Here is a 24,711-nt window from a genome sequence, read left to right as displayed (position 1 = left end):
GTCGGATCTCAGCGCCTGCCTCCCGGGAAGCCGTTCGCAGGCGGAGGGTCCGGAAGCTGGGGCGGTGCTGGCGGTGCTGGCGGAGCAGGCGGGGCGGGTGCGGGTTCAGGGGCAGGAGGTGGCTCGGGTGCGGGAGCTGGCGGGGGAGCCGGCGCTGGAGCGGGTGCTGGGGCTGGCGCAGGGGCGGGAGCAGGCCTCGGCGCGGCCGGGGCAGGGGTCGGCTTCGGCGGAGCCACCATGGATGCCGGCGGCGCCGGGAACGGGTTCGCCGGGTAGAGAGGGGCGGCCTGGAGCATGTAGTTGACCCACTGCGGCCCGGCGATCATGTAGCCGTCAAGGCGCGGGTAGAACTGGCCGTTGACGGTGACGTTCTGGCCGGGGCGGTTTTGGCCTTCCAATGCATCGCCGAAGAAGGACGCTGTGGCCAGCCCCGAGGTGTAGCCCACCACCCAGGTGGAGCCGTTGTTGTTCGAGGTGCCGGTCTTGGCGGCAATGGGCATCAGCGTATGGATTTTGGGGTTAATCCACACACCGGAGCCGACCTTCAATACGTCCTGGAGGACTGCGTTGACGCCCCGGGCAACCTCCGGTTTGACGGCGTCGCGGCACTCGCTGGTCTGGCCCGGGAGTTTCCCGCCCGACACATCCGTCACCTCAAGCACGGCGATGGGGGAGCAGTACCGGCCGTCGTTGGCGAAGGTGGCGAAACCATTGGCCAGATGGACCGGCGCCACGCCGATTGCCCCGAGGAGATTGCCAAGCTGATGCATGTTGATCTGGGCGCCATCGAGTCCGCTGTGCAGCCCCACGGTGTCCACCATCTTTTGGATGCCGCAGAAATCGAGCTGGGTGGCCGAGGCGAAGGTGGCCGTGTTGATTGAGTTGTACAGCCCGTAGTTCACGGGCATGGCGCGGTAGTAGCCCTCGTCGGCGTTCTGCAGGTCATCGGCGGCGCCCAGCTCAGGGTTGTTCTGCGCCGTGCTGTAGGCGCCGAGTACCTTTCCGCAGCTGGAGCGCCACGGGAAGCCGAGCGGATACACCCGGCGGGAGGCGTCCACCATGCCCGTCAGCGGCTTGCCCTCGTTCAGCCACTCGGCGAATGTGAAGGGCTTCATGGTGGAGCCTGGCTGGAAACCGCCCGCCCCGTTGAGGTCATTGCCTTGCGGATCGCGGGAGTCCACGTTGAAGTTCAGTTGCGTATCGAACCTGCCCTCGGCCGGCAGGAACACCGTGTTCTGCGCCATGGCCAGGATTTTCCCGGTGCCCGGCTGGATCGACACCAGCGACGCGCCCCAGCGGTCGGGATTCGCCCCGGCGGTGGCGTCCACCTGCGCCTGGGCCGCCGCCTGGAGCCGGCTGTCCAGCGTAGTGACGATGGTGAGCCCGCCCCTGTACAGCTTCCGCTCGCGCTCGATCAGGGTAATGCCGTAGGCCGGGTTGTTCAGGATCAGGCGCGAAATGTAGTCGCAGAAGTAGGGTGCCATCTGGGCGTGGGCGCAGCCCTGCTTCCCCGGGCTGAGCTTGAGCTCGATGGGCGTGGCCGCGGCGGCGTCGTGGTCCGCCTGGGTGATCTTGCCTGTGGCCAGCATCTCGGCAAGAACCTGGTTCCGGCGGCTTGTGGCCTGCTCCGGATTGACCGCGGGGTTGTAGTAACTGGGGCTGTTGACCAGCCCGGCCAGCAGGGCGGCTTGCGGCAGTGTGAGATCCATGGCCGTGGTGCTGAAGAAATACCGTGCCGCCGCCTCGATTCCGTATGCCTCGCGGTTGAAGAACACGATGTTCAGGTAGCCCTCGAGGATCTGGTCCTTGCTGAACTTCTTCTCCAGCGCGATGGCCAGCTTCATCTCCCGGAGCTTGTCCCCAATGCTCTTCTGGCCGCTGAGGATCACCTCGTCGGTCTTGTCCTGGGACACGAAGGACTCGTTGATCACGTTGGTGACGTACTGCTGGGTAATAGTGGAGGCGCCCTGCCTGCCCGCATTCGTCAGGTTGAAGATCGCGGCACGGAGGATCCCTTGCGTGTCGATGCCGGGGTGCTCATAAAAGCGGCTGTCCTCGATGGCCACGATGGCATCCCGGACATAGGGGGATATCCGGTCCAGGGGGATCTTGATCCGGTTCTCGGCATAGAACGTGGCGATCGGCTGGCCGTCGGAGGTGAGGACTTTGGTGGATTGCGACGGCGGCGCGACGATCAGTTCCGTGGGGAGATTTTCAAAGTAGCTGATGGAGGTGCTGACTCCGTAACCGACAGTCGCAACAGCGGGGACCACCAGGCTTGCGGCCAGGACGCCGCACATGGCGCTCGCCGCAAAGAATCCGATGACCCTCCCCAGGGTGGAGGCCAACCGGTGCCTGCGTTTCTTTTGCTGCGCCATTGTTCAGCCCTCAAGCTCGCGACGTGTGAACAGGATACGCCGCTGCACCTGTTGCATCCACATCCTGGACCAACTGATGCCAAGCCGGTATTTTCCGTCCCTATAGTCGTGTTCTGGTCTTGTCACGCGATACATACCGATATATCGTTAAGTGTCGGTGAGTAGTTGACCGATAACCATCAACAAAGGCCAGAGCATTCAAGAAGACAGCGAAGGGACGATGCCACCATGAAAGGCATTCACGACGACAAGTTTTTGGAACCGCCGTTCGGGCGGGAACAGTTCGAGCGCGGACGGTTTGAGCGCGGCAGGGGCCGCCGCGGACCGCACGGGCACCGCGGGGGAGGGTTTGGCCCGGGCTTTGGCCCAAGGGGCGGATTTGGTCCCGGTTTTGGACCTGGCGGAGGGTTCGGTCCCGGCTTTGGGCCCGGTCCCCGGCGGGCAAGCAGGGGGGACGTCCGGTGGGCCATCCTGTCACTGCTGGCCGAGGCCCCGTCCAACGGTTATGGGCTGATCAAGACCATCGCGGAGAAAACATCCGGCGCATGGCGGCCCAGCCCCGGGTCGATCTACCCCACACTCCAGCAGTTGGTGGACGAGGACCTCATTGCGCCCCTCAGCGAGGGCCGGCGGACCGACTTCACCCTCACCGACGCCGGCAAGGCCTACGTGGCCGAGCATGCGGAGGAACTGGAGAACGCGTGGAACAGCGATGCGGAAGGATCCGGACCCGCCTTCCACCAGAGTGTGGGCAAGCTGATGGGGGTCATTCATCAGTTCCGCACGGCCGCTACGGAAGAACAGCGCAATGCTGCGGTGGAAAAGCTCGACGAAACCCGCCGCGCGCTCTACCGGATCCTGGCCGACTGAGCGCTTTTGAACCCTGTGGCCTCAGGCGAAGGTGTCTTCCTTGGCGGGAGCGGCAGCAGGTGCCGTGACGCCGCGGCCCAGCGGGTTGAAGTGGCTACCCAGCCCGCCGAAGGCGTAGGCGGTCTCGGCATGCTCGGAGAGATCCACCCCTGCCATCTCGGACTCGTGGCTCACCCGGAACCCGATGGTCCTGTTGATGGCCCGGCCGATCACCAGGGTCACACCGCCGGAGAGCACTACGGTGACCACCACCGCCACGGTCTGTGCCGTCAGTTGCTGGAGACCGCCGCCGTAGAAGAGGCCGCCGCCCTGGCCGTCCACGGGGAGTGCGACGAAGCCCAGGGCGAGTGTGCCGATGAGCCCGGCGCCGAGGTGGACTCCAACCACGTCCAGGGAGTCGTCCAGCCCGAACCGGTACTTCAGGTCAACAAACACGCAGCAGGCCGCACCGGCCACCAGGCCCAGGCCGATGGCGGCCACTGGGCTGATGTTGGCGCAGGACGGTGTGATGGCCACCAGGCCGGCAACAACACCGGAGGCTGCGCCCAGGGACGTGGGATGGCCGTGGCGGATCTTCTCCGCCAGCAGCCAGCTGAGCATGGCCGCGGCCGGGGTGACCAGGGTGTTGATCCAGATCAGGCCGGCCTGCTCCGCGGTGGTGGCGGCACCGCCATTGAACCCGAACCAGCCGAACCACAGGATGGCCGCACCCAGCATGATGAAGGGGACATTGTGCGGGCGGTGGCTGGGATCCTTGGCGAAGCCGTGGCGCTGGCCAACCACCAACGCCAGGACCAGGGCGGCCGTCCCGGAGCTGATTTCCACCACTGCACCGCCGGCGAAGTCGATGACCTGGCCGAACGCCTCGGTGATGGCTCCGCCGGTGCTCATAAGCCCGCCGCCCCAGATCATGTAGGCCAAGGGGCAATAAACCAGCGTGACCCACAGCGGCACGAACACTGCCCAGGCGCTGAACTTGGCGCGGTCGGCGATGGCCCCGCTGATGAGGGCCACCGTGATGATGGCGAAGGTAGCGCTGAAGCCTGCTTTGATGAGGTCAGGGGAGCCCATGAGGTTCTGCAGCCCGAAGTTGGCGAAGGGGTTGCCAAAGATGCCCAGGATTCCCTCGCCGGTGGTCATCGAGTATCCCCATAGGACCCACACAACTCCCACGATGCCGGCGGAGATGAAGCTCATCATGATCATGTTCAGCGCTGCCTTGGCGCGCGTCATGCCGCCATAGAAGAGACCGAGCCCAGGTGTCATAAGCAGCACCATTGCCGCCGCGATCATCATCCAGACGTGTTGCGCAGTGATCTCCACCGGTGGGTCCCTTCCATTGATCCTGAGTACGGGGACTTTCCTACCTGGCCCGCGCAATCCCCCCGATCAATATTTGTCGCCGCGTGTTTCCGTTTGCGCTTCGCTAAGTTGCGGATATGTTACGGCCCGGCGGCTTACGTGAAGATCGCATGACGGTGATGTTTCCGGCGTGTAAACGGGACCTGTTGAACGGCGCCGGGACGGGAAGCTCTGAGACTCCGATGCCAGCGACGGCGGGCGCCGGTCCGCGGACGTGGTGAGAAGCCGCCGTCGGACGCTGAAAGGGCAACGTTTCCTGAAAGTGAACGGCGGCTCACCGCCGTGGCGGCCAGCCCCCGCGGGGAGAATCCGCGGGGCTGGCCCCCCCCGGGTCAGAAGGTCCGGGCGTTGACCAGGACGGGCAGTTGGCCGCGGACCTCGGCAATGACGGCCGGGTCAATGTCGACGACGGCGAGTTCCGGTTCGCCGCCGAGGGCCACCAGGGCAGCACCCAGGGGAGAGATGACGGCGCTGTGGCCGACGCCGGTGGGAGCCTTGCCGGCGGAGGCGATGCCGACGCTTGCCGGGTCGCCCTGTCCACAGGCCACCACGAAGGTGGTGCTGTCCAGCGCGCGGGCGCGGACCAGGAGGTCCCACTGTTCAGCCTTGCCCTCGCCGGCACCCCACGAGGCGCAGACGATGTTGACCTGGGCGCCGGCTTTGGCATTGGCCGTAAACAGTGCCGGGAACCGCACGTCGTAGCAGGTGGCCAGGCCGAACGTGGTGCCGTCCACTTCGAAGGTCACGGGGGTTGTTCCGGCGTCCACGGTATCGGACTCGGCGAATCCGAATGCATCAAAGAGGTGGATTTTGTCGTAGGAGGTCTCGACGCCGGGGCCGGTGACCAGCAGGGTGTTCCGCACGCGGCCGCCGTCGCCCGGCGTGAACATACCAGCCACCACCGTGATGTCCAGCTCTTGGGCAATGCTGCGGACGGCGGTGGCCCACGGCCCGTCCAGCGGCTCGGCAATGTCCTTCAGGCTGTTGCCGAAGGCGCGCATGGCGGCTTCCGGGAACACCACGAGCTCCGCTCCGGCGGCTTTGGCCCGCGTGGCGTAGTCTCGGATGAGCTCCAGGTTGGCGGCCAGATCGGCTCCGGTGATGATTTGGGCCACTGCTAAACGCATGAAATTACTCCAATCTGTTGTATACATAATGTATGCGAAAAAGTTCGGGGTCGGCGGCGTCCGGCCGCGAGAAGGCGTACGCGTACCTGCGCGAAAACATCCTGGTTGACCCGGAGGTGCAGGGGAAGTTCCTGAACGAGCAGGAGCTGGCCGCCGAGATCGGCGTCTCGCGAACTCCGGTCCGGGAGGCGCTCCTGCTGCTCGTCTCCGACGGCCTGGTGGAACTGATTCCGCAGCGCGGAGCCTATGTTCCGCCGGTGACTGGCCGCGAAATGTCGGAACTGATGGAACTCCGGGGTGTGCTGGAAAGCCATGCCGCCCGCCTGGTAATCGAACAGAACCGCGTTCCTGCGAAAACGATGCAGGACACCCTGGACCTGCAGGCCCAGCTTCCCGAGCAGCTGAATGCGGAGGCTGCGCAGGAGTTCATCCGGCTGGACACCCTCTTCCATCAGCTTCTGATCGACGCCGCCGGCAATGAGCTCATCTCCCGAACGTACAGCAAGCTCCATGTCCGGCAAATCCTGGTGGGCGTTTCGGCCTTGTTCCGCACCGGAGACCGGCGCGGACAGGTGTGCGCCGAACACCAGGACATCCTCGATGCCCTGGTGTCCGGCGACGCCGTGAAGGCGCAGGAGGCCATTGACCATCACCTTGCTGTCACCCGGGATATCCTGCTCCGCACCTAAGCGCCGCCCTTGTTGGCTGGGATTGTCAGTTGCCTTGGCCGGTGGTGGAATGCTGCCGCGCTGCCGCGGAACCTTCCAGCAGCAGGCGGTAGTCCTCGTCCTCCACGGTGTTGGAATCGCGGCCGAGTGCCAGTCCCACGGCGGTGACGCCTGCAGCGACTGCCACGTAGATGGCCACCGGAATCCAGGTGCCGAACTGCGCCAGCAGCAATGTGAACATCAGCGGGGCGATGGCGCCGCCGATCACACCGGCGAAGGTGTAGGCCAGGGAGCTGCCCGTGGACCGGAGCCTCGGTGAGAACTGCTCCACGATGAAGGCAGCCTGCGGGCCGTACATAAACGAGTGCGCCATGAGGCCCAGCACAATGCCGGCAATGAGCATCGGCTCGTTGTCGGCGCCCAGGACGCCGAAGAAGACGAACGTCCACACGGCGCCCACCACAGCCGCGGTGCCGTAGACCATGCGTCGGTTGAAGCGGTCGGACACAGCGCCGGCCAGCGGGATCATAAAGAGCTGGAACGCGGAGCCGATCAGGACTGCCGTGAGCACCTGGCTGCGTTCGTAGCCGAGTGTCTGGATGCCGTAGGTGAGGGTGAAAACGGTGAACAGGGCGTAGAGCACGTCCGGGCCCACCCGGCACAGCGTGGCGGCAATGAGGGGCCGGAGTTCCGTGCTGAAGACCTCGCGGACAGGGGCGTTGGGCTGTTCGCCGTGGGCCTCGATGGCCTTGAAGATGGGGGTGTCTTCCAGTTTCAGGCGGATCCAGAGGCCGAAGCCGACCAGCACGGCCGAGACCAGGAACGCGATGCGCCAGCCGAAACCGATGAACTGTTCCTCGGTCAGGGCGAGGGTCAGGACAGCCAGGGCGCCGTTGGCCATAAGGTTGCCGGCGGGCGGGCCCACCTGGGCTGCAGACGCCCAGAAGCCGCGCCGGTGGGGGTCGCCGTATTCGCTGGAGAGCAGCACGGCGCCGCCCCATTCGCCGCCGACTCCCACGCCCTGGGCGAACCGCAGCAGCACCAGGATGATCGGCGCGCTGAGGCCGATGCTGTCGTAACCGGGAAGCACACCGATCAGCACCGTGGCCACGCCGATGATCATCAGGGTGGTCACCAGCACCTTCTTGCGTCCGATCCGGTCACCCAGGCGGCCGAAGATGATGCCACCAACAGGCCGGGACACGTAGCCCACGGCATAGGTGGAGAAGGCCAGGATGGTGCCCGTCAGGGGATCGGATGAAGGGAAGAACACGAGGGGAAATACGACGGCGGCCGCCGCCGAGTAGACGGCGAAGTCATACCACTCGAGGGCGGTGCCGGTGAGGCTGGCAGCGAAGGCCTTGTACAGGCCCTTGGGGTGAATCGGCTTGTCCGGACGCGGCGCTGCGCCGGAAGCCGGAACTGGGACGTTAGCCATGGGTGTTGTCCTCCACGAGATGTTTACGGGTGACGCCTGTCACGCTGGCGTTAAATGTATACATTACGCATACTGGATGTACATTGGCCACCGTTTCCGGTTTCCAGTTTGTAAATTTCTCCAGCAGGACACGCAAAGGATGGACAGAACATGACGACTCTGAGCTTCGAACTTCCCGACGGCAGCACCCGGACAGTCCAGGTCAAGCACCTCCTGAACGCCGGTTATGCAGGGCGGGAGCTGGAGGAAGTGCAGGCCCACATTGCCGAACTGGCCGAGCTTGGCGTTCCGGGCCCCGCCACCACGCCGGCGCTCTACCCGATCTCGCCGTACCTGGCGCAGCAGGTTTCCGAAGTCCGCGTGCAGCATGCCCGGACCTCCGGGGAAGCCGAATGGGCGCTGGTCATCACGGACGACGGCGTGCTGCTGACGGTCGCGTGCGACCACACGGACCGCGAGCTTGAGGTCCATGGGGTGGCCTGGAGCAAGAATGCCAGCCCGGACGTCCTGGGCCGCAAGGCGTGGCGGCTGGAGGACGTGCGCGACCACCTGGACCAGATCACGCTGAAGGGCTGGGTGGGGCAGGGTGATACCGCGGACACGCTGATCCAAGACAGCTCGCTGGAAGCCCTGCTGCCCCCGGACTACTGGCTGGAGGTGTTGACCGCGCGCGGCCTGAATGAGCCGGGGACGGTCCTCATTTCCGGCACGGTGGCCATGACCAGCGGGGTGAACCAGTTTGCCCGCAGCTGGAAAGTGGAGATGACAGACCCCACGACAGGATCCACCGTGGATGCCCAGTACGTGGTGGAGCAGATGGCCGAGCCCATCGGCTGATTCCGCCGGGCAGGGGCACGCTGGGGGGCGCAAACTCCCGGTAGCATCATTGCTATGCCCACTGCGCTTGAAATGGCAGGTCCCATCCTGGAAATGATGACCTGGCTGTGCCTTCCGCCGGGGCTTGCCCTGCTTTTCTACTCGGGCATCCTTCGGCGGTTTGTGCACCCCTGGACCGTTGCGGAAGCGGTGGTCTACGCGGACGCTACCGGAACGGGCTTCCGCTGGTTTGACCGCAAGTACCAGGTCCACCACGCCCCGATGTCACCCCACGACATCAAGGACCTGGCCGTGGGCGACACGCTGCCGATCTACTACCACCCGAAGCGCCCCACGCAGTGGCAGACCGCAGCGCCCGAAGCGGTGGGGCGGACCGCCGTCGTACTTGGCCGCGTGCTCACCGGGATCGGTGCCGTGGCACTCATCGCGGGCTTTTTCCTGCCGATGTTCTGAACCGAAGGGGCGTTAAGACTCTGGCGCTATGGGTGGCGATCCCATACCGTGTTCCCCATGGCTGCCGGACCCCATGCGGGGTTAGATGGACCCGCATCAGACGCAATGTTGAAGCTGGGCCGTTTTTTCACGAAATGGGACCAGACCGACGATGGCAGGGCGGTGTTCCGGGAGGGCGGCCGCAAGGGCGATATTTTCTACCGCGACCGCTGGAGCCATGACAAAGTGGTCCGCTCGACGCACGGGGTGAACTGCACGGGTTCATGTTCCTGGAAGGTGTACGTCAAGGACGGCATCATCACCTGGGAATCCCAGCAGACCGACTACCCTTCGGTGGGCCCGGACAGTCCGGAATACGAGCCCAGGGGCTGCCCGCGCGGGGCGGCATTTTCCTGGTACACCTACTCACCGACCCGGGTCCGTTTCCCGTACGCCCGCGGCGTGCTGGTGGAGATGTACCGCGAGGCCAAGGCCCGGCTGGGCGACCCGGTGCTGGCCTTCGCCGAGATCGCCGGTGACCCGGATCGGCGGCGCCGCTACCAGCAGGCCCGCGGCAAGGGCGGCCTGGTCCGTGTCTCCTGGCAGGAAGCCGTCGAGATCGCGGCCGCTGCCCACGTGAACACGATCAAGACCTACGGCCCGGACCGTTGCGCAGGCTTCTCGCCGATCCCCGCGATGTCGATGGTCTCGCACGCGGTCGGGACCCGCTTCATCCAGCTGATCGGCGGGGTGATGACGTCCTTCTACGACTGGTACGCAGACCTTCCCGTGGCCAGCCCGCAGGTCTTCGGAGACCAGACCGACGTCCCGGAATCCGGCGACTGGTGGGACGCGGGCTACCTCATGATGTGGGGCTCCAACGTTCCCGTGACCCGGACCCCGGACGCGCATTGGATGGCCGAAGTGCGCTACCGCGGCACCAAGGTGGTGACGGTCAGCCCGGACTACGCGGACAACACCAAGTTCGCCGACGAATGGCTCCCCGCCCAGGCCGGAACGGACGCCGCACTGGCGATGGCAATGGGTCATGTCATGCTCAAGGAATTCTTCATCGACCGTGACGTGCCATTCTTTTCCGACTACGTCCGCCAGTACACCGACCTGCCCTTCCTGGTCCGGCTGGAAAGGCGCGACGACGGCTCCCTCACGCCGTCGAAATTCCTCACCGCCAAGGACCTCACACTGGAGTCCGGGGCCGAGGACGCGGCGTTCCGCACTGTACTGTTCGACAAGAAGACCGGCCTCCCTGCCGTGCCCAACGGCTCGATGGGCTTCCGCTACTCGGGCAGCGGCGAGGGCAAATGGAACCTGGACCTCAAGGGGATCGAGCCCGCACTGTCGCTGCGCGAGGTCTCCGGGGAAAGCGCGGAGATCCTGCTGCCGTGCTTCGAGGACGCCGGCGGCGCCGGCAGCGTCCTGAGGCGCGGAGTGCCGGTCCTTGAGGTCGAGGGCCAGCTGGTCACCACCGTGTTCGACCTCATGCTGGCCCAGTACGGCGTCGGCCGCGAAGGGCTCCCGGGGGACTGGGCAGCCGGCTACGAGGACGCCTCGACGCCCTACACCCCGGCCTGGCAGGAGGAGATCACGTCCGTCCCGGCGCAGGCCTGCATCCGGGTGGCCCGCGAGTTTGCCCGGAACGCCGAGCAGTCCAAGGGCCGCTCCATGATCATCATGGGCGCCGGGATCTGCCAGTGGTTCCACGGCGACACGACCTACCGGGCTGTCCTGGCCCTCGTGATGCTGACCGGCTGCATGGGCCGCAACGGCGGCGGCTGGGCGCACTACGTGGGCCAGGAAAAGACCCGGCCGGCCACCGGCTGGGTGTCGCTGGCGAACGCGCTGGACTGGTCCCGGCCGCCGCGGACCATGATCGGTACCGGCTACTGGTACATGCACACGGACCAGTGGCGCCAGGACGGCTACTCCGCGGACGCCCTGAAGTCACCGCTCTCCACCGGAGCCCTGGACGGGATGCACACCGCGGACGCGCTGGCCCAGTCCGCGCGGCTCGGTTGGATGCCGTTCTATCCTCAGTTCGACCGGAACCCGCTGGACCTTGCGGACGAGGCGGAGGCCGCCGTCGCCGCCGGCACCGCGAAGGACACTCCCGGCTACATCGCGGACGCGCTGAAGAACCGCACCCTGAACCCGGCGATCGAGGACGTGGATGCTCCGGAGAACTGGCCGCGGACCCTCGTGCTGTGGCGCTCCAACCTGTTCGGCTCCTCCGCCAAGGGCAATGAGTACTTCCTCCGCAACCTGCTGGGAACCCACAACAATGTCCTGAAAGACCACGCCGAAGGGCTTAAGCCCAAGGACGTGAAATGGCATGAGCAGGCGCCGGAAGGAAAGCTGGACCTGCTGGTCTCCGCGGACTTCCGGATGACCTCCACGACACTGCTGTCCGACGTCGTGTTCCCGGCCGCCACCTGGTATGAGAAGCACGACCTGTCCTCCACCGACATGCACCCGTTCGTGCACGCCTTCAGCCCCGCGATCGATCCGCCCTGGGAAACCAAGACGGATTTCGACACTTTCCACCTGCTCGCCCAGGAGTTCTCCCGCCTGGCGAAAACCCACCTGGGCGTCCGCCGGGACCTGGTCAGCGTGCCGCTGCAGCACGACACCCCCGGCCAGCTCGCCCAGCCCGGCGGGATCGTCCGGGACTGGCGGGACACGGCCATCCCAGCGGTTCCCGGTCAGAACATGCCCATCTTTTCCGTGGTCGAGCGGGACTACACCGCCATCGCGGACAAGCTCGCCGCCGTCGGGCCGCTCGCCGACAAACTGGGCTTCACGGTCAAGAACGTCACCTACACACTCGCCGGCCCGTTGGAGAGGCTCAGCCGCTCCAACGGTGTGATGCTGGGCGGCGCCGCGGACGGCCGGCCCGCGATCGACACCGATGCGAAAATGGCCGAGGCCATCCTGGCCTTCTCCGGCACCACCAACGGCGCGCTGTCCGTGCAGGGCTTCAAGGACCTGGAAATCCGCACCGGCCGGAAACTCGCAGACCTCGCGGAGGGCTCCGAAGAAAAGTTCATCACCTTCGCCCAGACCCAGGCCGGTCCCGTACCGGTGATCACCTCGCCGGAATGGTCCGGTTCCGAAACGGGCGGCCGCCGCTACGCCCCGTTCACCATCAACGTCGAGCGGCTCAAGCCCTGGCACACCCTGACCGGGCGGATGCACTTCTTCCTGGACCACGACTGGATGATCGATATCGGCGAGGCCTTGCCGATCTACCGGCCACCGCTGGACATGCACCGCCTCTTCGGTGAGCCGAAGCTCGGCCAGGACGGGGCCATGGAGGTGGTGGTCCGGTACCTGACACCGCACTCCAAGTGGTCCATCCATTCCGAATACCAGGACAACCTGCTGATGCTCTCGCTGTCCCGCGGCGGGCCCACGGTCTGGATGAGCCCCTCCGACGCAGCCGCCATCCAGGTCAAGGACAACGACTGGGTGGAGTGCGTGAATATCAACGGCGTCCTCGTGGCCCGGGCGATCGTCAGCCACCGGATGCCCGCCGGGGTGGTCTACGTCCACCACGCGCAGGAACGCACCATCGATGTGCCGAAGTCTGAGGCGACGGGCCGGCGCGGCGGCATCCACAACTCCGTAACCCGGCTCCTGGTCAAACCCTCGCACCTGATCGGCGGCTACGCCCAGCTGGCCTACGCGTTCAACTACCTTGGCCCCACCGGAAACCAGCGCGACATGGTTGCCACCGTCCGCCGTCGTTCACAGGAGGTGCAGTACTGATGCGTGTTATGGCTCAAATGGGCATGGTCATGAACCTGGACAAATGCATCGGCTGCCACACCTGTTCCGTGACCTGCAAACAGGCCTGGACCAACCGCGCGGGCACCGAATACGTCTGGTTCAACAATGTCGAAACGCGCCCCGGGCAGGGGTACCCGCGCCGCTACGAGGACCAGGAGAAATGGCAGGGCGGCTGGGAGCTGAACAAGCGCGGCAAGCTGGTGCTCAAGGCCGGCGGCCGGGTGAAGAAGCTCCTGGGAATCTTCGCCAGCCCGGTCCAGCCCGAGCTCAAGGACTATTACGAGCCGTGGACCTACGACTACAAGACCCTTGTGGACGCGCCGCTGGGCGACGACTTCCCGGTGGCCCGGCCGAAGTCCCTGATCACCGGCGAGGACACCAAAATCACCTGGTCCGCGAACTGGGACGATGACCTGGGCGGCTCCACCGAATACGGCCACCTGGACCCGATCGTGGAAAAGGTCCGCCGCGAGTCCGAGGACAAGATCAAGTTCGCGTACGAGCAGACCTTCATGTTCTATCTCCCGCGGATCTGCGAGCATTGCCTGAACCCGTCCTGCATGGCCTCCTGCCCCTCCGGCGCCATCTACAAACGGGTGGAGGACGGGATTGTCCTGGTGGACCAGGACAAGTGCCGCGGCTGGCGCCAGTGCGTCACAGGGTGCCCCTACAAGAAGATCTACTTCAACCACAAGACGGGCAAAGCCGAAAAGTGCACCTTCTGCTACCCACGGGTGGAGGTGGGGCTGCCGACGGTCTGCTCGGAGACCTGCGTGGGGAGGCTGCGGTATCTGGGGTTGTTCCTGTACGACGCCGATGCCGTCACCGCTGCGGCGTCCGTCATTGACCCCCAGGAGCTCTACGACGCCCAGATGGACGTGCTGCTGGACCCGAACGACCCCGCCGTCCAGGCCGAAGCCCGCGCCCGGAACATCCCGGAAGACTGGATCGACGCCGCGCGGCGGTCCCCGGTTTACGCCCTCGCCAAGGTCTACAAGGTGGCCCTGCCGCTGCACCCCGAATACCGGACCATGCCCATGGTCTGGTACGTGCCGCCGCTTTCGCCGGTGGTGGACCTGCTGCGGGACCAGGGGCACGACGGCGAGGATCACGGCAATTTGTTCGGCGCCATCGACGCGCTGCGGATCCCGGTGGAGTACCTCGCGGAACTTTTCACCGCCGGGGACGCGGACCGGGTCACAGCGGTGCTGAAGAAGCTCGCGGCCATGCGCTCCTTCATGCGCGGCATCAGCATGGGCAACGACCCCGACGACTCCATCCCGGAGGCTGTGGGCATGGACAGCCAAACCATGTACGAGATGTACCGGCTGATGGCGATCGCCAAGTATGAGGAACGCTACGTGATCCCGAAGGCGCACGTTGAACAGGCTCATGACCTTGAGGAGATGGGCTGTTCACTTGATTTCGACGGCGGCCCGGGCATGCAGGACTCCTCACCGTTCGGTGAGGCCAGCGGAAGGCCCGTCCCGGTGGCGGTGGAGACTTTCAACGCACTCCGGGACCGGCAGACCTCCGGCTCCGCGCCCGGCGAAACCACTCTGCGCGGCCGGGTAAACCTGCTCAACTGGGACGGTACCGGCGCCCCTTCGGGGCTGTTCCCGGAGAAGCCTCCGCTTCCCGGGGCAACCGGCGGCGCGGCCGGGACCCCGGCATCGGGGGAGCAGCCGTGACCCGACGTCTTCAGGTCCTCTACCTCGCGGCAGCTTGGTGCTTGTCCTACCCGGACGAGGAACTCATCGGCCGGGTCTCGCTGATGCGCGCCGCGCTGGCCGAATTTCCCGGGGCCGTGGCGGATTTCGCAGAAGTCCTGGACCGGCTGGAATCCACGCCGCCCATGGAGATCCAGGCCCACTATGTTCGCGAATTCGACCTCGGCCGGCGCCATGCCCTCCACTTGTCCTACTGGACTGACGGGGATACCCGGCGCCGCGGCGAAGTCCTCGGCGCCTTCAAACAGGCCTACCGTCAAAGCGACATCCTGGTTGACACCCACGGAGAACTGCCTGACTACCTGCCGATGGTCCTGGAATACGCGGCCCTGGTGGACTTAGCGGCGGGGCGTGACCTGCTGATCCGGTACCGTGCGAGCCTCGAGATGCTCCGCTTTGGCCTGCTGCGGGACGAACTCCCGCATGCATGCATCCTCCAGGCCATCTGCGCCACCCTGCCCGGGAAATCCCCCGCCGACGAGCAGGCCGTCATGCGGATGGCCGGCTACGGTCCGCCCACCGAAGCCGTGGGCCTGGACCCCTACGATCCGCGGCTGCTGCCCGTGAAGGGGGCCTGACTATGCTGACATTCGAAACCGAGCCAGGCTCCGCCGTCGAACTCTCCGCCCTGGACATTGTGCTGTGGGGTGTCTTGCCGTACGTCATGGTGGTGGTGCTGGTGGGCGGCCTCATCTGGCGGTACAAATACGACCAGTTCGGCTGGACCACGAGGTCCTCCCAGCTCTACGAATCCCGGCTGCTGCGCATTGCGTCGCCGCTTTTCCACTTCGGCCTGCTGGCCGTGATCGCCGGGCACTTTTTCGGACTTGTCATCCCTATGGCCTGGACGCAGGCGGTGGGGATGAGCCAGGAGTTCTACCATTTCAACGCCCTGCTGGTGGGCGGCATCGCAGGGCTCGGAACGCTGGGCGGGATCCTCCTGCTGATTTACCGCCGCCGCACCACGGGGCCGGTTTTTATGGCCACCACGAAAAATGACAAGACGATGTACGTCGTGCTGACGGCTGCCATCGTCTTCGGACTCTGGACAACCTTGGCCAGTGTCTTTGAGGGCGAGCGCGGGCACAACTACCGCGAAACGGTGGCTCCGTGGTTCCGTTCCCTTTTTGTCTTCCAGCCGGACATCGGGGCCATGGCGGCAGCGCCGTTCTCCTTCCATCTGCACACCCTGGTAGGCATGGCCTTGTTCGTCATTTGGCCGTTCACCCGGCTCGTACACGCGTTTACGGCGCCGCTGCACTACCTCTTCCGGCCCTACATCGTCTACCGCTCCCGGGACAAGGACAGGACTTCCAGCACCCCGGTGCGGAGAGGCTGGTCGCCGGTGGGAACCAAGGACAGAGATACCCGCAACCGATGAGCTGAAGGAGGAAACCGTGGCCGGATCAGTGCCGCTTCCCACGTCCGCCCCCGCTGGCCGGACACTCAACCTCGTGCTCGCCACCTCAGCCTCGGTGGTGTGCTTCTGGGCCTGGAACTCCGTCGCCACGTTGGGCTCGTTCTACACGCAAAACCTCCACCTCAATCCGGCAGCCACCGGAGTGCTCGTGGCCATGCCCGTGTTCGTCGGCTCGTTGGGACGGATCGCCGCCGGCGCCCTCACGGACAAGCACGGGGGCCGTGCCATGTTCACTTTCGTGCTGCTGGCCTCCATCCTGCCGATCCTGCTCGTTTCTGTAGGCGGTCTGCTCAGTTCGTTCGCCTTGGTGCTGGGTGCGGGGCTGCTGCTGGGTGTTGCCGGGACCGTGTTCGCCGTCGGAATCCCCTTTGTCAGCGCGTGGTATGAGCCGCACCGCCGTGGCTTCGCCACCGGCGTCTTTGGCGCCGGCATGGGCGGCACGGCGCTGGCGGCGTTTCTGAACCCACGGCTGGCTGCCGGAATCGGGTACTTCCCCACACACCTGCTGATCGCCGCGGTCCTGGCAGTCATGGCGGCCCTGGTCTGGTTCCTGATGAAGGAATCCCCGGGCTGGACGCGCAGCAACGCCCCGGTGATTCCCAAGCTCATGGATGCTGTAAAAACCCCTGTCACGTGGAAGATGTGCTTCCTCTACGCCGTCGTTTTCGGCGGGTTCGTGTCCTTTGCCACGTACCTTCCGACCTACCTGCGCGATGTCTACAGTTTCGATCCGAGCGGCGCCGGTGCACGCACCGCAGGTTTCGCGCTGGCGGCAGTATTGGCGCGGCCGCTGGGCGGCGTTCTAGCTGACAAATTCGGCTCCAAGCCAGTGGTGCTCGTCTCCCTGGCAGGGGTGGCGGTGCTTGCCTGGGTGGTAAACCTGCAGCCCGACGGCGAAGTCCCCGCCGGACTGACGTTCGTCGCCATGGCCGCGGCGTTGGGATTCGGGGCCGGAGGAGTGTTCGCCTGGGTGGGGGTACTCGCCCCTCCGGGCAAAGTCGGCAGCATCAGCGGAGTAGTCAGTGCGGCCGGCGGACTGGGCGGCTACTTCCCTCCGCTCGTGATGGGCGCAACCTACGACGCCGCGACCCACAGCTATTCGATCGGCCTGCTTCTGCTGATTGCCACCGCCCTGGCGGCTTTGTGCTTTACCGCCCTGGTCATGCGGGGGCCCTCAAAGATGGCGCACATGGTGGAGGCCTAACCCGCCAGCACCACGCCGATGCCGAGCGCGCCCAGCGCAACACCCGCAAAGGCGGTCCAGAGCACCGCGGACGTATCGGCGTCGACCCTTTCGCGCGAAATTCCCCGCGCGCTGGCGCCGTACCGCCGGCGCTGAGTCAGGTAGATGGCCGCCGCTGCGGCCGCGGATACGGCGAAAAGCAGCAGGATGGGGAAGCCGTGGTGGGGCAGCCAGCGCAGGAAGATGGCGCTGACCGTCACCAGCGCCATCATGGTCCGGCCCCACGCCAGCGTGGTCCGCTCGGGCTGGAGCCCGGGATCCCCGTGCGGCCCGGGGTCCGGAAGCCTGGTGCGGACCACCTGGCTAACGCCAGAGGATAAAGACGAGGACGACGGCGGCAGCCAGCGCCCCTGCGCCGGCCAGCAGCGGCACAATGAGCGGCAGCGGGAGTGGAGTTTTGTTGCGCATGCTCCGTTCGACGCGGATCCAGCGCCCTGCGGCGCCGGCGCTCAGCAGCATGCCCAGGAGCAGGAGCAGTACCGCCAGGCTCTTTCGGACCGGTTCCAGGAACAGGTCCGAGGTGAAGGCCTCGATGGCGATGCCGCCGGCCAGAAGCGCCAGCGCCGTGCGGATCCGAGCGAGGAAGGTTCGTTCATTGGCCAGCGTAAAGCGCGGGTCCGGCTCGGTGCCGCCGGGCAGCAGCCGTTCGGCCATCTTTCCGCGCGACGGCGGCACGGGGTCGTTGGGCGGCGTCTGGTTGCTGGGCACGGGGCCAGTTTAGCCGTTGGCGTCAGCCGGTCCTGGACGAGATGGAAACCACGGCGCTGATGAAAACAGGAAGCGCGGCGGCACTGATCAGCACTATCGCCCCGGCACCCACCCAAGCCGGCACTGTCCGGCGGGGCCGCGCGGATCTCAGCCAGGAAACCGGAATGACGCTCAGCCAGAGGAACAAGAGGAGGGTCCCAATGACGACGAGGACTGCGAACGGTGGAAACAAGATGGCACCAGCGAGCAACGGAACATAGAATTTAGCCGCTTCGGGGCCCCACAGCGGAAGGCGCTCACTCCACCAACCCGCCGCCGCAGCGACGACGGCGCCGTGAAGGAGGGCAAGTCCGGCATACAGTGCCACCGACAGCCAGCCGGGTCCAACGATGTTGAAATCGATGTTGTCCGCGCGCAGGAAATCCATCAAGGACCCTACCCACACGAGGAGGAGCAAACCGAACAGCGGTCCGGCGAGACGTCCGCGTGGAAGCCAGCGGCGCACGAGGGGGAACAGGATCGCGGCAAGGAAGCCGGCCGGCAGGCCACCGAAGAACAGCAGGGCCATGGTCCCCCCAACGCTGGGAATTCCCACGAATGCCTGGGCCTCCGTTAGCCGGCCCTGTGCGGAAGCGGGGGATGTGTCCGCCAAAATGCGCATGACCAGCCGCCCGCCGGGCCAGGCGGCAAGCAACGCCGAGACCAGTGCGGAAAAGGACACGACGTTGGCCCACCAGAAGAACCGGCGCAGCGCGCTCAGTTTCACGTCAGTCCGGAACTCTTGCCCGCCGGTGCCCGTGGAGGGGTGGCGTCGTGAGGCGGATGGCTCACGGATGCTGCGGCCTCCCCACAGCACCACCACCAGCAGGCCAAGGAGCAGAAAAAGGGCGGACCCCACCACAATTATTGTGGCCATCGCTGATCACCATCCACATCCAAAGGATGGATCAATTGTGCTCCCAACCGCGGGTACGGGCTACCTCCGCTGGGCGTTTCCGAACGCTGTCACGTCCCCAGGGTCAGCCCGCGTTTCGCGGGGCAAACATGATGACAGCCACGCCGACCAGGCAGATGACGGAGCCTGCGATGTCCCACCGGTCCGGCCGGAAACCGTCGAAGATCATTCCCCACGCCAGCGACCCGGCCACAAACACTCCGCCGTAAGCGGCAAGGATCCGGCCGAAATGGGCATCCGGCTGCAGGGTGGCCACAAAACCGTAGAGGCCCAGGGCAATCACACCCAGCCCTGCCCACCACCAGTCCTTGCCCTCGCGGACTGACTGCCACACGAGCCACGCGCCGCCGATCTCGGCAACGGCGGCCAGGACGAACAGCACAGTGGTTTTGGCGATCGCCACGGTTTCAGCAGGAATACTCACAGGCTCATCATGCCAGCCGGGAATGCGGCCGGCCGCGGGGAGGTTGGGCCATACATGCAACGCCTCGGATTCCTCTCTTTCGGCCACTGGGGCCCCGGCCAGGGCTCCCGCACCAGAACCGCCGGCGAGGCCCTGCGCCAGGGCATTGAGCTGGCCGTGGCGGCCGAGGAACTCGGAATCGACGGCGCCTTCTTCCGCGTGCACCACTTCGCCCGTCAGCAGGCCTCCCCCTTCCCTCTGCTGGCAGCCATCGCCGCCCGGACCAGCCGGATAGAGATCGGCACCGGCGTGATCGACATGCGGTACGAAAATCCGCTGTACCTGGCCGAGGAAGCCGCGGCCACGGATCTGATCAGCGGCGGCAGGCTGCAACTGGGTATCAGCCGTGGTTCACCCGAGCCCGCCCGGAACGGGGCCGCCGCCTTCGGCCACCAACCGGCCGAAGGGGAGACCGCCGCAGACATGGCCCGCCGGCACACAGCCCAGTTCCGGCACGCCATCAGCGGCGCCGGCGTGGCCGAGGCGGACCCGCGCTACGCCGGCGGAGCCATTGGCCTGTTGCCGGTCCAGCCGCAGTCGCCGGGCCTCACAGAGCGGATCTGGTGGGGCGCCGGAAGCCGCAACACCGCCGTGTGGGCCGCCGGCCTGGGCATGAACCTGATGAGCTCCACCCTGCTCACCGAGGACACCGGGGTCCCCTTCGACCAGCTGCAGGCGGAGCAAATCCAACTCTTCCGGGAGGCCTGGGCCGCGGCAGGACACAGCCACCAGCCACGGGTCTCTGTCAGCCGGAGCATCCTGCCAATCGTGGACGACGAGGACAGCAGATATTTTGCGGGCAGCGCGCTGCGGGACAGCCGGGATCAGGTGGGCGTCATTGACGGCTTTATGGCACGCTTTGGCAAGACCTATGCGGGCGCTCCGGATGTCCTGGCCGAACAGTTGGCGGCGGACGCCGCGGTCCAGGCCGCGGACACGCTGCTGGTGACAGTGCCCAACCAGCTGGGCGTTGACTTCAATGCCAAAATGCTGGGAAACATCGCCCGGTACATTGCGCCCGCCGTCGGCTGAACCCCGGCCCGTTCCTGATCCGGAGCCGATTCCGCTGGGTGATTCGCCCGGAAGGGAATATCCTGAGAAGGTGCGGGCCATTGAGGCCCGGTTATTCCTCACGGCCTAGAGAGGCTCACCATGTCCGAAAAACTACACCTGACACCGGAAGACGAGTTCCCGGATGATCTTTCCAGCATCCCGGACCGGGAGCTGCAGGTTCTGGACAGCCAGGTGCAGCGGCAACTGGACTATGAGTACGTGGCCGAGGGCGAACCGAACCCGGAGACGGAGTTCAGGCACCTGGACCTGGACGAGGAATTCGAAGACCGGGACAGCCGCTGACAACCGTCCCCCGCCATCGGTCCGGCCCATTCCCGTGACCTGCAGTGGAAATTAGTCAGCATCCTTACTAATATTGCTCAAGGAACCATCCATTAGCCACAGCCGTTAGGCTTGTAGCGGGCTTTGGGGGCTAAGCGCCCCATTATGACTGCGTGACTGCGGAACGGTCAGGAGAGAGAAATATGGCTCGCGCCGCTTTAGGTTTTACTGCATGATCCGGCTACGTCAGCTGGCACAGGCGGCTTCCGTACTGACCACACCATTGGCGCCGGAAGACATTCTGGCGCTCTTCAACCCTGTCTTCTCCGCGCGCCAGCTGCGAGGAGTGGTGACCCGTGTTGTCCAGGAAACGGCGCAGTCGGCCACCATCTTCTTCCGTCCCGGCCGCGGCTGGCATTCGCACCTGGCCGGCCAGTGGGCGCGCATCGGCGTTGAGCTGGACGGCGTCCGCCACTGGCGCTCCTACTCCCTGAGCGCCCCCGCAGGCAAGGACCCCGCCATCACCGTCACCGACGTCGGCGCTGTTTCCGGAACCCTGGTCCGGACCACTAAACCGGGCGACGTCCTTTTCCTGGCACCCCCGCAGGGCGACTTCGTCCTGCCCGAGCATCCCAGGCCGCTCCTGATGGTCACCGCCGGCAGCGGCATCACTCCGGTGATGTCCATGATCCGCACCCTTGTTCCCCGCCGCCCGGATGCCGACGTCGTCCTGGTGCACTCCGCCCGCACGCCCGGCGACAGCCTCTTCCGCGAGGAACTCGCCGAGCTGGCTGACCAGTTCCCCAACTTCCGGCTGGCCCACTGGTACACCGGCGAACAGGGCCGGATGGACCTGACCAACACGGCCGAGCTCGATGAGATCTGCCCGGACTGGAAGGAAAGGGCCGCCTACGCCTGCGGTCCGGACAGTTTCCTCGACGACGCCGAGGCCCTCTGGAAGCAGGCGTCCCTCACCGCTGGCGCCCCCGGCACCGATGTTGCGCTCGCCGGCGATCCCGGCAACCTCATGATTGAGCGGTTCAACACCACCTTCGCCGGGGGTGTAGGGCACGACGGCGGCCTGGTCACCTTTGAGGCGTCGGACCGGGAAGTTGACGCCGACGGCGACACCCCGCTGCTCGACGTCGGCGAGGACGCCGGGGTGTTGATGCCCAGCGGCTGCCGGATGGGAATCTGCCACAGTTGCCTGACTCCGCTCCTGGCCGGACAGGTCCGTGACCTTCGCACCAACGAGATCCACGGCGAACCCGGCCAACTAATCCAAACGTGTGTCTCGGCAGCCGCCGGACCCGTCAACCTCGAACTCTGAGGAGCAATACCGCATGTCAGTAGTTTCAGAAAGCAAGAAAGATTCCGCAAGCAGCACCGCCCCCACCGGGGCGGCAAAGACGCGCCCCGGAGCGCTGGCCGAGTCCGGCAGCCCCCTGGTGCGTCCACCTGCCGCAGCGCACCTTACCGACGAACAGGTAGCTGAGCTGGGCCGCGAACTCGACGCGATCCGCGACGAAATCCTGGCCAAGCGCGGCGCCTCCGACGCCGCCTACATCCGCCGCATGATCAAGATCCAGCGCGGGCTGGAGATCTCCGGCCGCGCGGCACTGCTGGTCAGCAAGAACAAGGCAGCCTGGGTCACCGGCACCACGCTGCTGAGCTTCGCCAAGATCCTGGAAAACATGGAACTCGGCCACAACATCCTGCACGGGCAGTGGGACTGGATGCGGGATCCTGACATCCACTCCACCACCTGGGAGTGGGACTTCGTCACCCCGTCGCGCGCCTGGCAGCACACGCACAACGACCTCCACCACCGCTGGACCAACGTCGTCGGCAAGGACAACGACGTCGGGTACAACCTCCTGCGCATGGACGAGAGCCAGCCGTGGCAGCCCCACAACCTGGGCAACCCGCTATACAACGCCATCCTTTCCCCGCTCTTCGAATGGGGCATCGCCATCTACGACCTTGAGCTTGCTGAGTACCAGGCAGGCAAGAAGTCCAAGGAAGCGCTCGTCAAGGACCTCAAGGCCCTGGGCCGCAAGGTAGTCACCCAGTTCACCAAGGACTACGCCGCCACTCCGGCGGTCGCCATGCTGACCGGTTCCGGCAAGCAGGCGCTCTACGGCACCCTGACCGCCAACGCCGTCCGCAACGTGTGGGCACACGCCGTGATCTTCTGCGGCCACTTCCCGGAAGGCACTGACACCTTCACCGAGGAAATGGTGGAAGGCGAAACCCGCGGTGACTGGTACGTCCGCCAGATGATCGGCTCCGCCAACATCTCCGGTTCCAAGTTCATGCACCTGATGACCGGGAACCTGTCGCACCAGATCGAGCACCACCTCTTCCCGGACCTGCCGTCCAACCGGTACGCCGAGGTTGCTCCGCGGGTCCGCGAGATCTGCCAGCGTTACGGCCTGAAGTACACCACAGGTCCGCTGCTGAAGCAGGTGGGATCGTCCTGGGCGAAGGTCTTCAAGCTGGCGCTGCCGGGCAAGGCCGCCAGGGCTTGAGCTGACTAAGCCTTTTGAGAGTGGAAGGGCCAGGCGAAATCGCCTGGCCCTTCCATTCTTTTTTGTTATCCGGTCTGCTTCTTCAGGAAGGCGAGCAGGGCTTCGTTGACTTCCGCGGCATGCGTCCACAGCAGCCCGTGCGGGGCGCCGTCGATCTCCACATACTCCGCCGACGGCAGGGCCTTGGCGAACCGGCGGCCGGTGACGTCGATGGGGAGGATGTTGTCCTCGGTGCCGTGGACAATCAGCGCGGGGACATCGATCCGGGGGATGTCGGCGCGGAAGTCGGTCAGCCAGGTGGGCTGCGCGGCGACTGATGCGGTGGCGCCGGCTCCTGCGGCGATTTTCCAGCTGGCGTCCAGGACTTCCTGGCTGAGCCGCGGCGTGCCCAGGAACGTGTCCGAGTTGTAGAAGTTCTTGAAGAATTCCGTGAAGAACGCGTACCGGTCCGCGGTGACGGCTTCGGTGAGCCCGTCAAAAACGTCCTGCGGTACGCCTTCCGGGTTGTCTTCGGTTTTCAGGACGAACGGTTCCAGCGATCCGAGGAACACTGCGCGGGCCACCCGGACCGAGCCATACGTGCTCAAGTAACGGGCAACCTCGCCGGTACCCATGGAGAAGCCCACCAGCACGGCCTTGTTGACGTCCAGCGATTCCAGGAGGGCTTTGAGGTCGGCGGCGAACGTGTCGTAGTCGTAGCCGCTGGTGGTCTTGCTGGACTTGCCGAAGCCGCGGCGGTCGTAGGTGATCACGCGGTAGCCGGCCTCCAGGAGGGCGGTGGTCTGCTTTTCCCAGGAGGATCCGTCCAGCGGGTAGCCGTGGATCAGGACAACGGGCTGGCCGCTCCCGTGGTCTTCGTAGTAGAGCTCGATATCGGTGCTGTTCTCGGTTCCAACGGTGACGAATGCCATCTCGGAGGTCCTTTCGAAGCTTCGGGATCAGTTTCGGGCGCAAGCAAAAGCCAGCGCCCGGCATTCCCTACTCTAGGGACCGCCCGCCGGGCCACCAAGGATGTGGCGCTACTGGGTGGGTTGGGGCAGCTCGCAGTTGATCTGCGGGTTGACCCCCAGGTAGTTCAAGGGCCCGGCGACGATGGTCACGGCCACCGTTCCCGCCGCGGCGCAGGACCCTGGAGCCCCGCCGAAATAGCCGCGCTGCCAGGCGGCGATTCCTCCGATGATCAGCCAGATGACAATCAGTGCTCCGAGAAACTTCATGGTGTCCTCCCACGGCGTGGCCTGTGCGTTCAAGTATGCGCCGATAACCGGAAAGCTCACAGGACCCAAAAAACGCGGCCCCCTCCCCACCCCCGGACGCTCTCTCACCTAACGCCACTTAATTCGCAACGCTCGCTCACTTTCTTGAAAAAAGTGAGAGAGCGTTGGTCAAAAACCTGCGTTAAGTGAG

The 24,711-nt window shown here is 65.7% G+C and carries 23 protein-coding genes; 13 read left to right on the top strand and 10 right to left on the bottom strand.

What is annotated here, in order from left to right:
* Positions 1–8: 8 nt before the first annotated feature.
* Positions 9–2,378 carry a transglycosylase domain-containing protein gene (locus ACX80M_RS17270; protein ID WP_252609705.1) on the bottom strand — a complete coding sequence of 790 codons (2,370 nt, stop codon included), beginning with the start codon at positions 2,376–2,378 and terminating at the stop codon, positions 9–11.
* A gap of 228 nt (positions 2,379–2,606) precedes the next feature.
* On the opposite strand from ACX80M_RS17270, the gene ACX80M_RS17265 reads away from it, so the two are divergent.
* Positions 2,607–3,248 carry a PadR family transcriptional regulator gene (locus ACX80M_RS17265; protein ID WP_252600250.1) on the top strand — a complete coding sequence of 214 codons (642 nt, stop codon included), beginning with the start codon at positions 2,607–2,609 and terminating at the stop codon, positions 3,246–3,248.
* 21 nt (positions 3,249–3,269) lie between these two features.
* Here the strand turns inward: ACX80M_RS17265 and ACX80M_RS17260 are convergent, their stop codons facing one another.
* Together ACX80M_RS17260 and ACX80M_RS17255 are read right to left on the bottom strand one after the other, a co-directional pair.
* Positions 3,270–4,571, bottom strand: coding sequence for an ammonium transporter (locus tag ACX80M_RS17260; protein WP_252600251.1), 1,302 nt, complete (start codon positions 4,569–4,571; stop codon positions 3,270–3,272).
* Positions 4,572–4,942: 371 nt separating this feature from the next.
* Positions 4,943–5,737: a carbon-nitrogen hydrolase family protein gene (locus tag ACX80M_RS17255; protein WP_252600252.1), complete on the bottom strand. Its 795-nt coding sequence runs from the start codon at positions 5,735–5,737 to the stop codon at positions 4,943–4,945.
* A gap of 32 nt (positions 5,738–5,769) precedes the next feature.
* On the opposite strand from ACX80M_RS17255, the gene ACX80M_RS17250 reads away from it, so the two are divergent.
* Entirely contained in the window at positions 5,770–6,426 is a 657-nt protein-coding gene (locus ACX80M_RS17250) for a GntR family transcriptional regulator (protein WP_459310035.1), read from the top strand.
* 25 nt (positions 6,427–6,451) lie between these two features.
* On the opposite strand, the gene ACX80M_RS17245 is transcribed toward ACX80M_RS17250, so the two are convergent.
* Positions 6,452–7,843 (bottom strand): MFS transporter, encoded by a 1,392-nt coding sequence (locus ACX80M_RS17245; RefSeq protein WP_252614704.1) that lies wholly within the window; start codon positions 7,841–7,843, stop codon positions 6,452–6,454.
* A gap of 150 nt (positions 7,844–7,993) precedes the next feature.
* Between ACX80M_RS17245 and ACX80M_RS17240 the strand changes: the two genes are divergently transcribed.
* From ACX80M_RS17240 to ACX80M_RS17210, 7 genes are read left to right on the top strand one after another with little or no spacing between them, the layout of a single operon-like run.
* Positions 7,994–8,680 (top strand): DUF2848 domain-containing protein, encoded by a 687-nt coding sequence (locus tag ACX80M_RS17240; protein ID WP_252600255.1) that lies wholly within the window; start codon positions 7,994–7,996, stop codon positions 8,678–8,680.
* A gap of 54 nt (positions 8,681–8,734) precedes the next feature.
* A complete protein-coding gene (locus tag ACX80M_RS17235; RefSeq protein ID WP_252600256.1) occupies positions 8,735–9,133 on the top strand; it encodes a DUF3592 domain-containing protein in 399 nt (132 codons plus the stop codon).
* A gap of 57 nt (positions 9,134–9,190) precedes the next feature.
* Complete coding sequence (locus ACX80M_RS17230) at positions 9,191–12,898, top strand: nitrate reductase subunit alpha (RefSeq protein WP_459310034.1); 3,708 nt, start codon at positions 9,191–9,193, stop codon at positions 12,896–12,898.
* A complete protein-coding gene (narH, locus tag ACX80M_RS17225) occupies positions 12,898–14,610 on the top strand; it encodes a nitrate reductase subunit beta (RefSeq protein WP_252600258.1) in 1,713 nt (570 codons plus the stop codon). Before ACX80M_RS17230 ends, narH begins: the two co-directional genes overlap by 1 nt.
* On the top strand, positions 14,607–15,227 hold the full coding sequence (narJ, locus tag ACX80M_RS17220; RefSeq protein ID WP_252600259.1) for a nitrate reductase molybdenum cofactor assembly chaperone: 621 nt from the start codon (positions 14,607–14,609) through the stop codon (positions 15,225–15,227). The genes narH and narJ overlap by 4 nt, the downstream gene beginning before the upstream one ends.
* A gap of 2 nt (positions 15,228–15,229) precedes the next feature.
* Complete coding sequence (narI, locus tag ACX80M_RS17215; RefSeq protein WP_252600260.1) at positions 15,230–16,030, top strand: respiratory nitrate reductase subunit gamma; 801 nt, start codon at positions 15,230–15,232, stop codon at positions 16,028–16,030.
* 16 nt (positions 16,031–16,046) lie between these two features.
* A complete protein-coding gene (locus tag ACX80M_RS17210; RefSeq protein WP_252600261.1) occupies positions 16,047–17,273 on the top strand; it encodes an MFS transporter in 1,227 nt (408 codons plus the stop codon).
* On the opposite strand, the gene ACX80M_RS17205 is transcribed toward ACX80M_RS17210, so the two are convergent.
* The 4 genes from ACX80M_RS17205 to ACX80M_RS17190 form a co-directional block, all read right to left on the bottom strand.
* Positions 17,270–17,611, bottom strand: a complete 342-nt coding sequence (locus ACX80M_RS17205) for a DUF202 domain-containing protein (RefSeq protein ID WP_252609711.1) — start codon at positions 17,609–17,611, stop codon at positions 17,270–17,272. The two genes, ACX80M_RS17210 and ACX80M_RS17205, sit on opposite strands and share 4 nt — an antisense overlap.
* Positions 17,612–17,615: 4 nt before the next feature.
* Entirely contained in the window at positions 17,616–17,966 is a 351-nt protein-coding gene (locus ACX80M_RS17200; RefSeq protein ID WP_459310037.1) for a YidH family protein, read from the bottom strand.
* Between the two features lie 76 nt (positions 17,967–18,042).
* The gene (locus ACX80M_RS17195) at positions 18,043–18,936 is read right to left on the bottom strand and encodes a hypothetical protein (RefSeq protein ID WP_459310033.1); all 894 of its coding nucleotides are present in this window, start codon (positions 18,934–18,936) and stop codon (positions 18,043–18,045) included.
* A gap of 103 nt (positions 18,937–19,039) precedes the next feature.
* Positions 19,040–19,378, bottom strand: coding sequence for a YnfA family protein (locus tag ACX80M_RS17190; RefSeq protein WP_252600348.1), 339 nt, complete (start codon positions 19,376–19,378; stop codon positions 19,040–19,042).
* A 75-nt stretch (positions 19,379–19,453) separates the two neighbouring features.
* Here ACX80M_RS17190 and ACX80M_RS17185 point away from each other — a divergent pair, with 75 nt between their 5' ends.
* The 4 genes from ACX80M_RS17185 to ACX80M_RS17170 all read left to right on the top strand — a co-directional run bounded on the left by ACX80M_RS17185 (position 19,454) and on the right by ACX80M_RS17170 (position 23,304).
* Positions 19,454–20,470: an LLM class flavin-dependent oxidoreductase gene (locus tag ACX80M_RS17185; RefSeq protein ID WP_252614699.1), complete on the top strand. Its 1,017-nt coding sequence runs from the start codon at positions 19,454–19,456 to the stop codon at positions 20,468–20,470.
* Between the two features lie 120 nt (positions 20,471–20,590).
* Positions 20,591–20,794: a hypothetical protein gene (locus tag ACX80M_RS17180; RefSeq protein WP_252609718.1), complete on the top strand. Its 204-nt coding sequence runs from the start codon at positions 20,591–20,593 to the stop codon at positions 20,792–20,794.
* A gap of 211 nt (positions 20,795–21,005) precedes the next feature.
* A complete protein-coding gene (locus ACX80M_RS17175; protein WP_252609720.1) occupies positions 21,006–22,103 on the top strand; it encodes a ferredoxin reductase in 1,098 nt (365 codons plus the stop codon).
* Between the two features lie 13 nt (positions 22,104–22,116).
* Positions 22,117–23,304, top strand: a complete 1,188-nt coding sequence (locus ACX80M_RS17170) for a fatty acid desaturase family protein (RefSeq protein WP_252609722.1) — start codon at positions 22,117–22,119, stop codon at positions 23,302–23,304.
* A 65-nt stretch (positions 23,305–23,369) separates the two neighbouring features.
* Here the strand turns inward: ACX80M_RS17170 and ACX80M_RS17165 are convergent, their stop codons facing one another.
* Together ACX80M_RS17165 and ACX80M_RS17160 are read right to left on the bottom strand one after the other, a co-directional pair.
* Positions 23,370–24,215, bottom strand: a complete 846-nt coding sequence (locus ACX80M_RS17165) for an alpha/beta fold hydrolase (RefSeq protein ID WP_459310032.1) — start codon at positions 24,213–24,215, stop codon at positions 23,370–23,372.
* 108 nt (positions 24,216–24,323) lie between these two features.
* Positions 24,324–24,521, bottom strand: a complete 198-nt coding sequence (locus tag ACX80M_RS17160; RefSeq protein ID WP_058931260.1) for a hypothetical protein — start codon at positions 24,519–24,521, stop codon at positions 24,324–24,326.
* Positions 24,522–24,711 lie beyond the last annotated feature (190 nt).

Source organism: Pseudarthrobacter sp. MDT1-22 (genome assembly GCF_054511035.1).
This window is presented reverse-complemented; position numbering and strand designations above follow the sequence as displayed.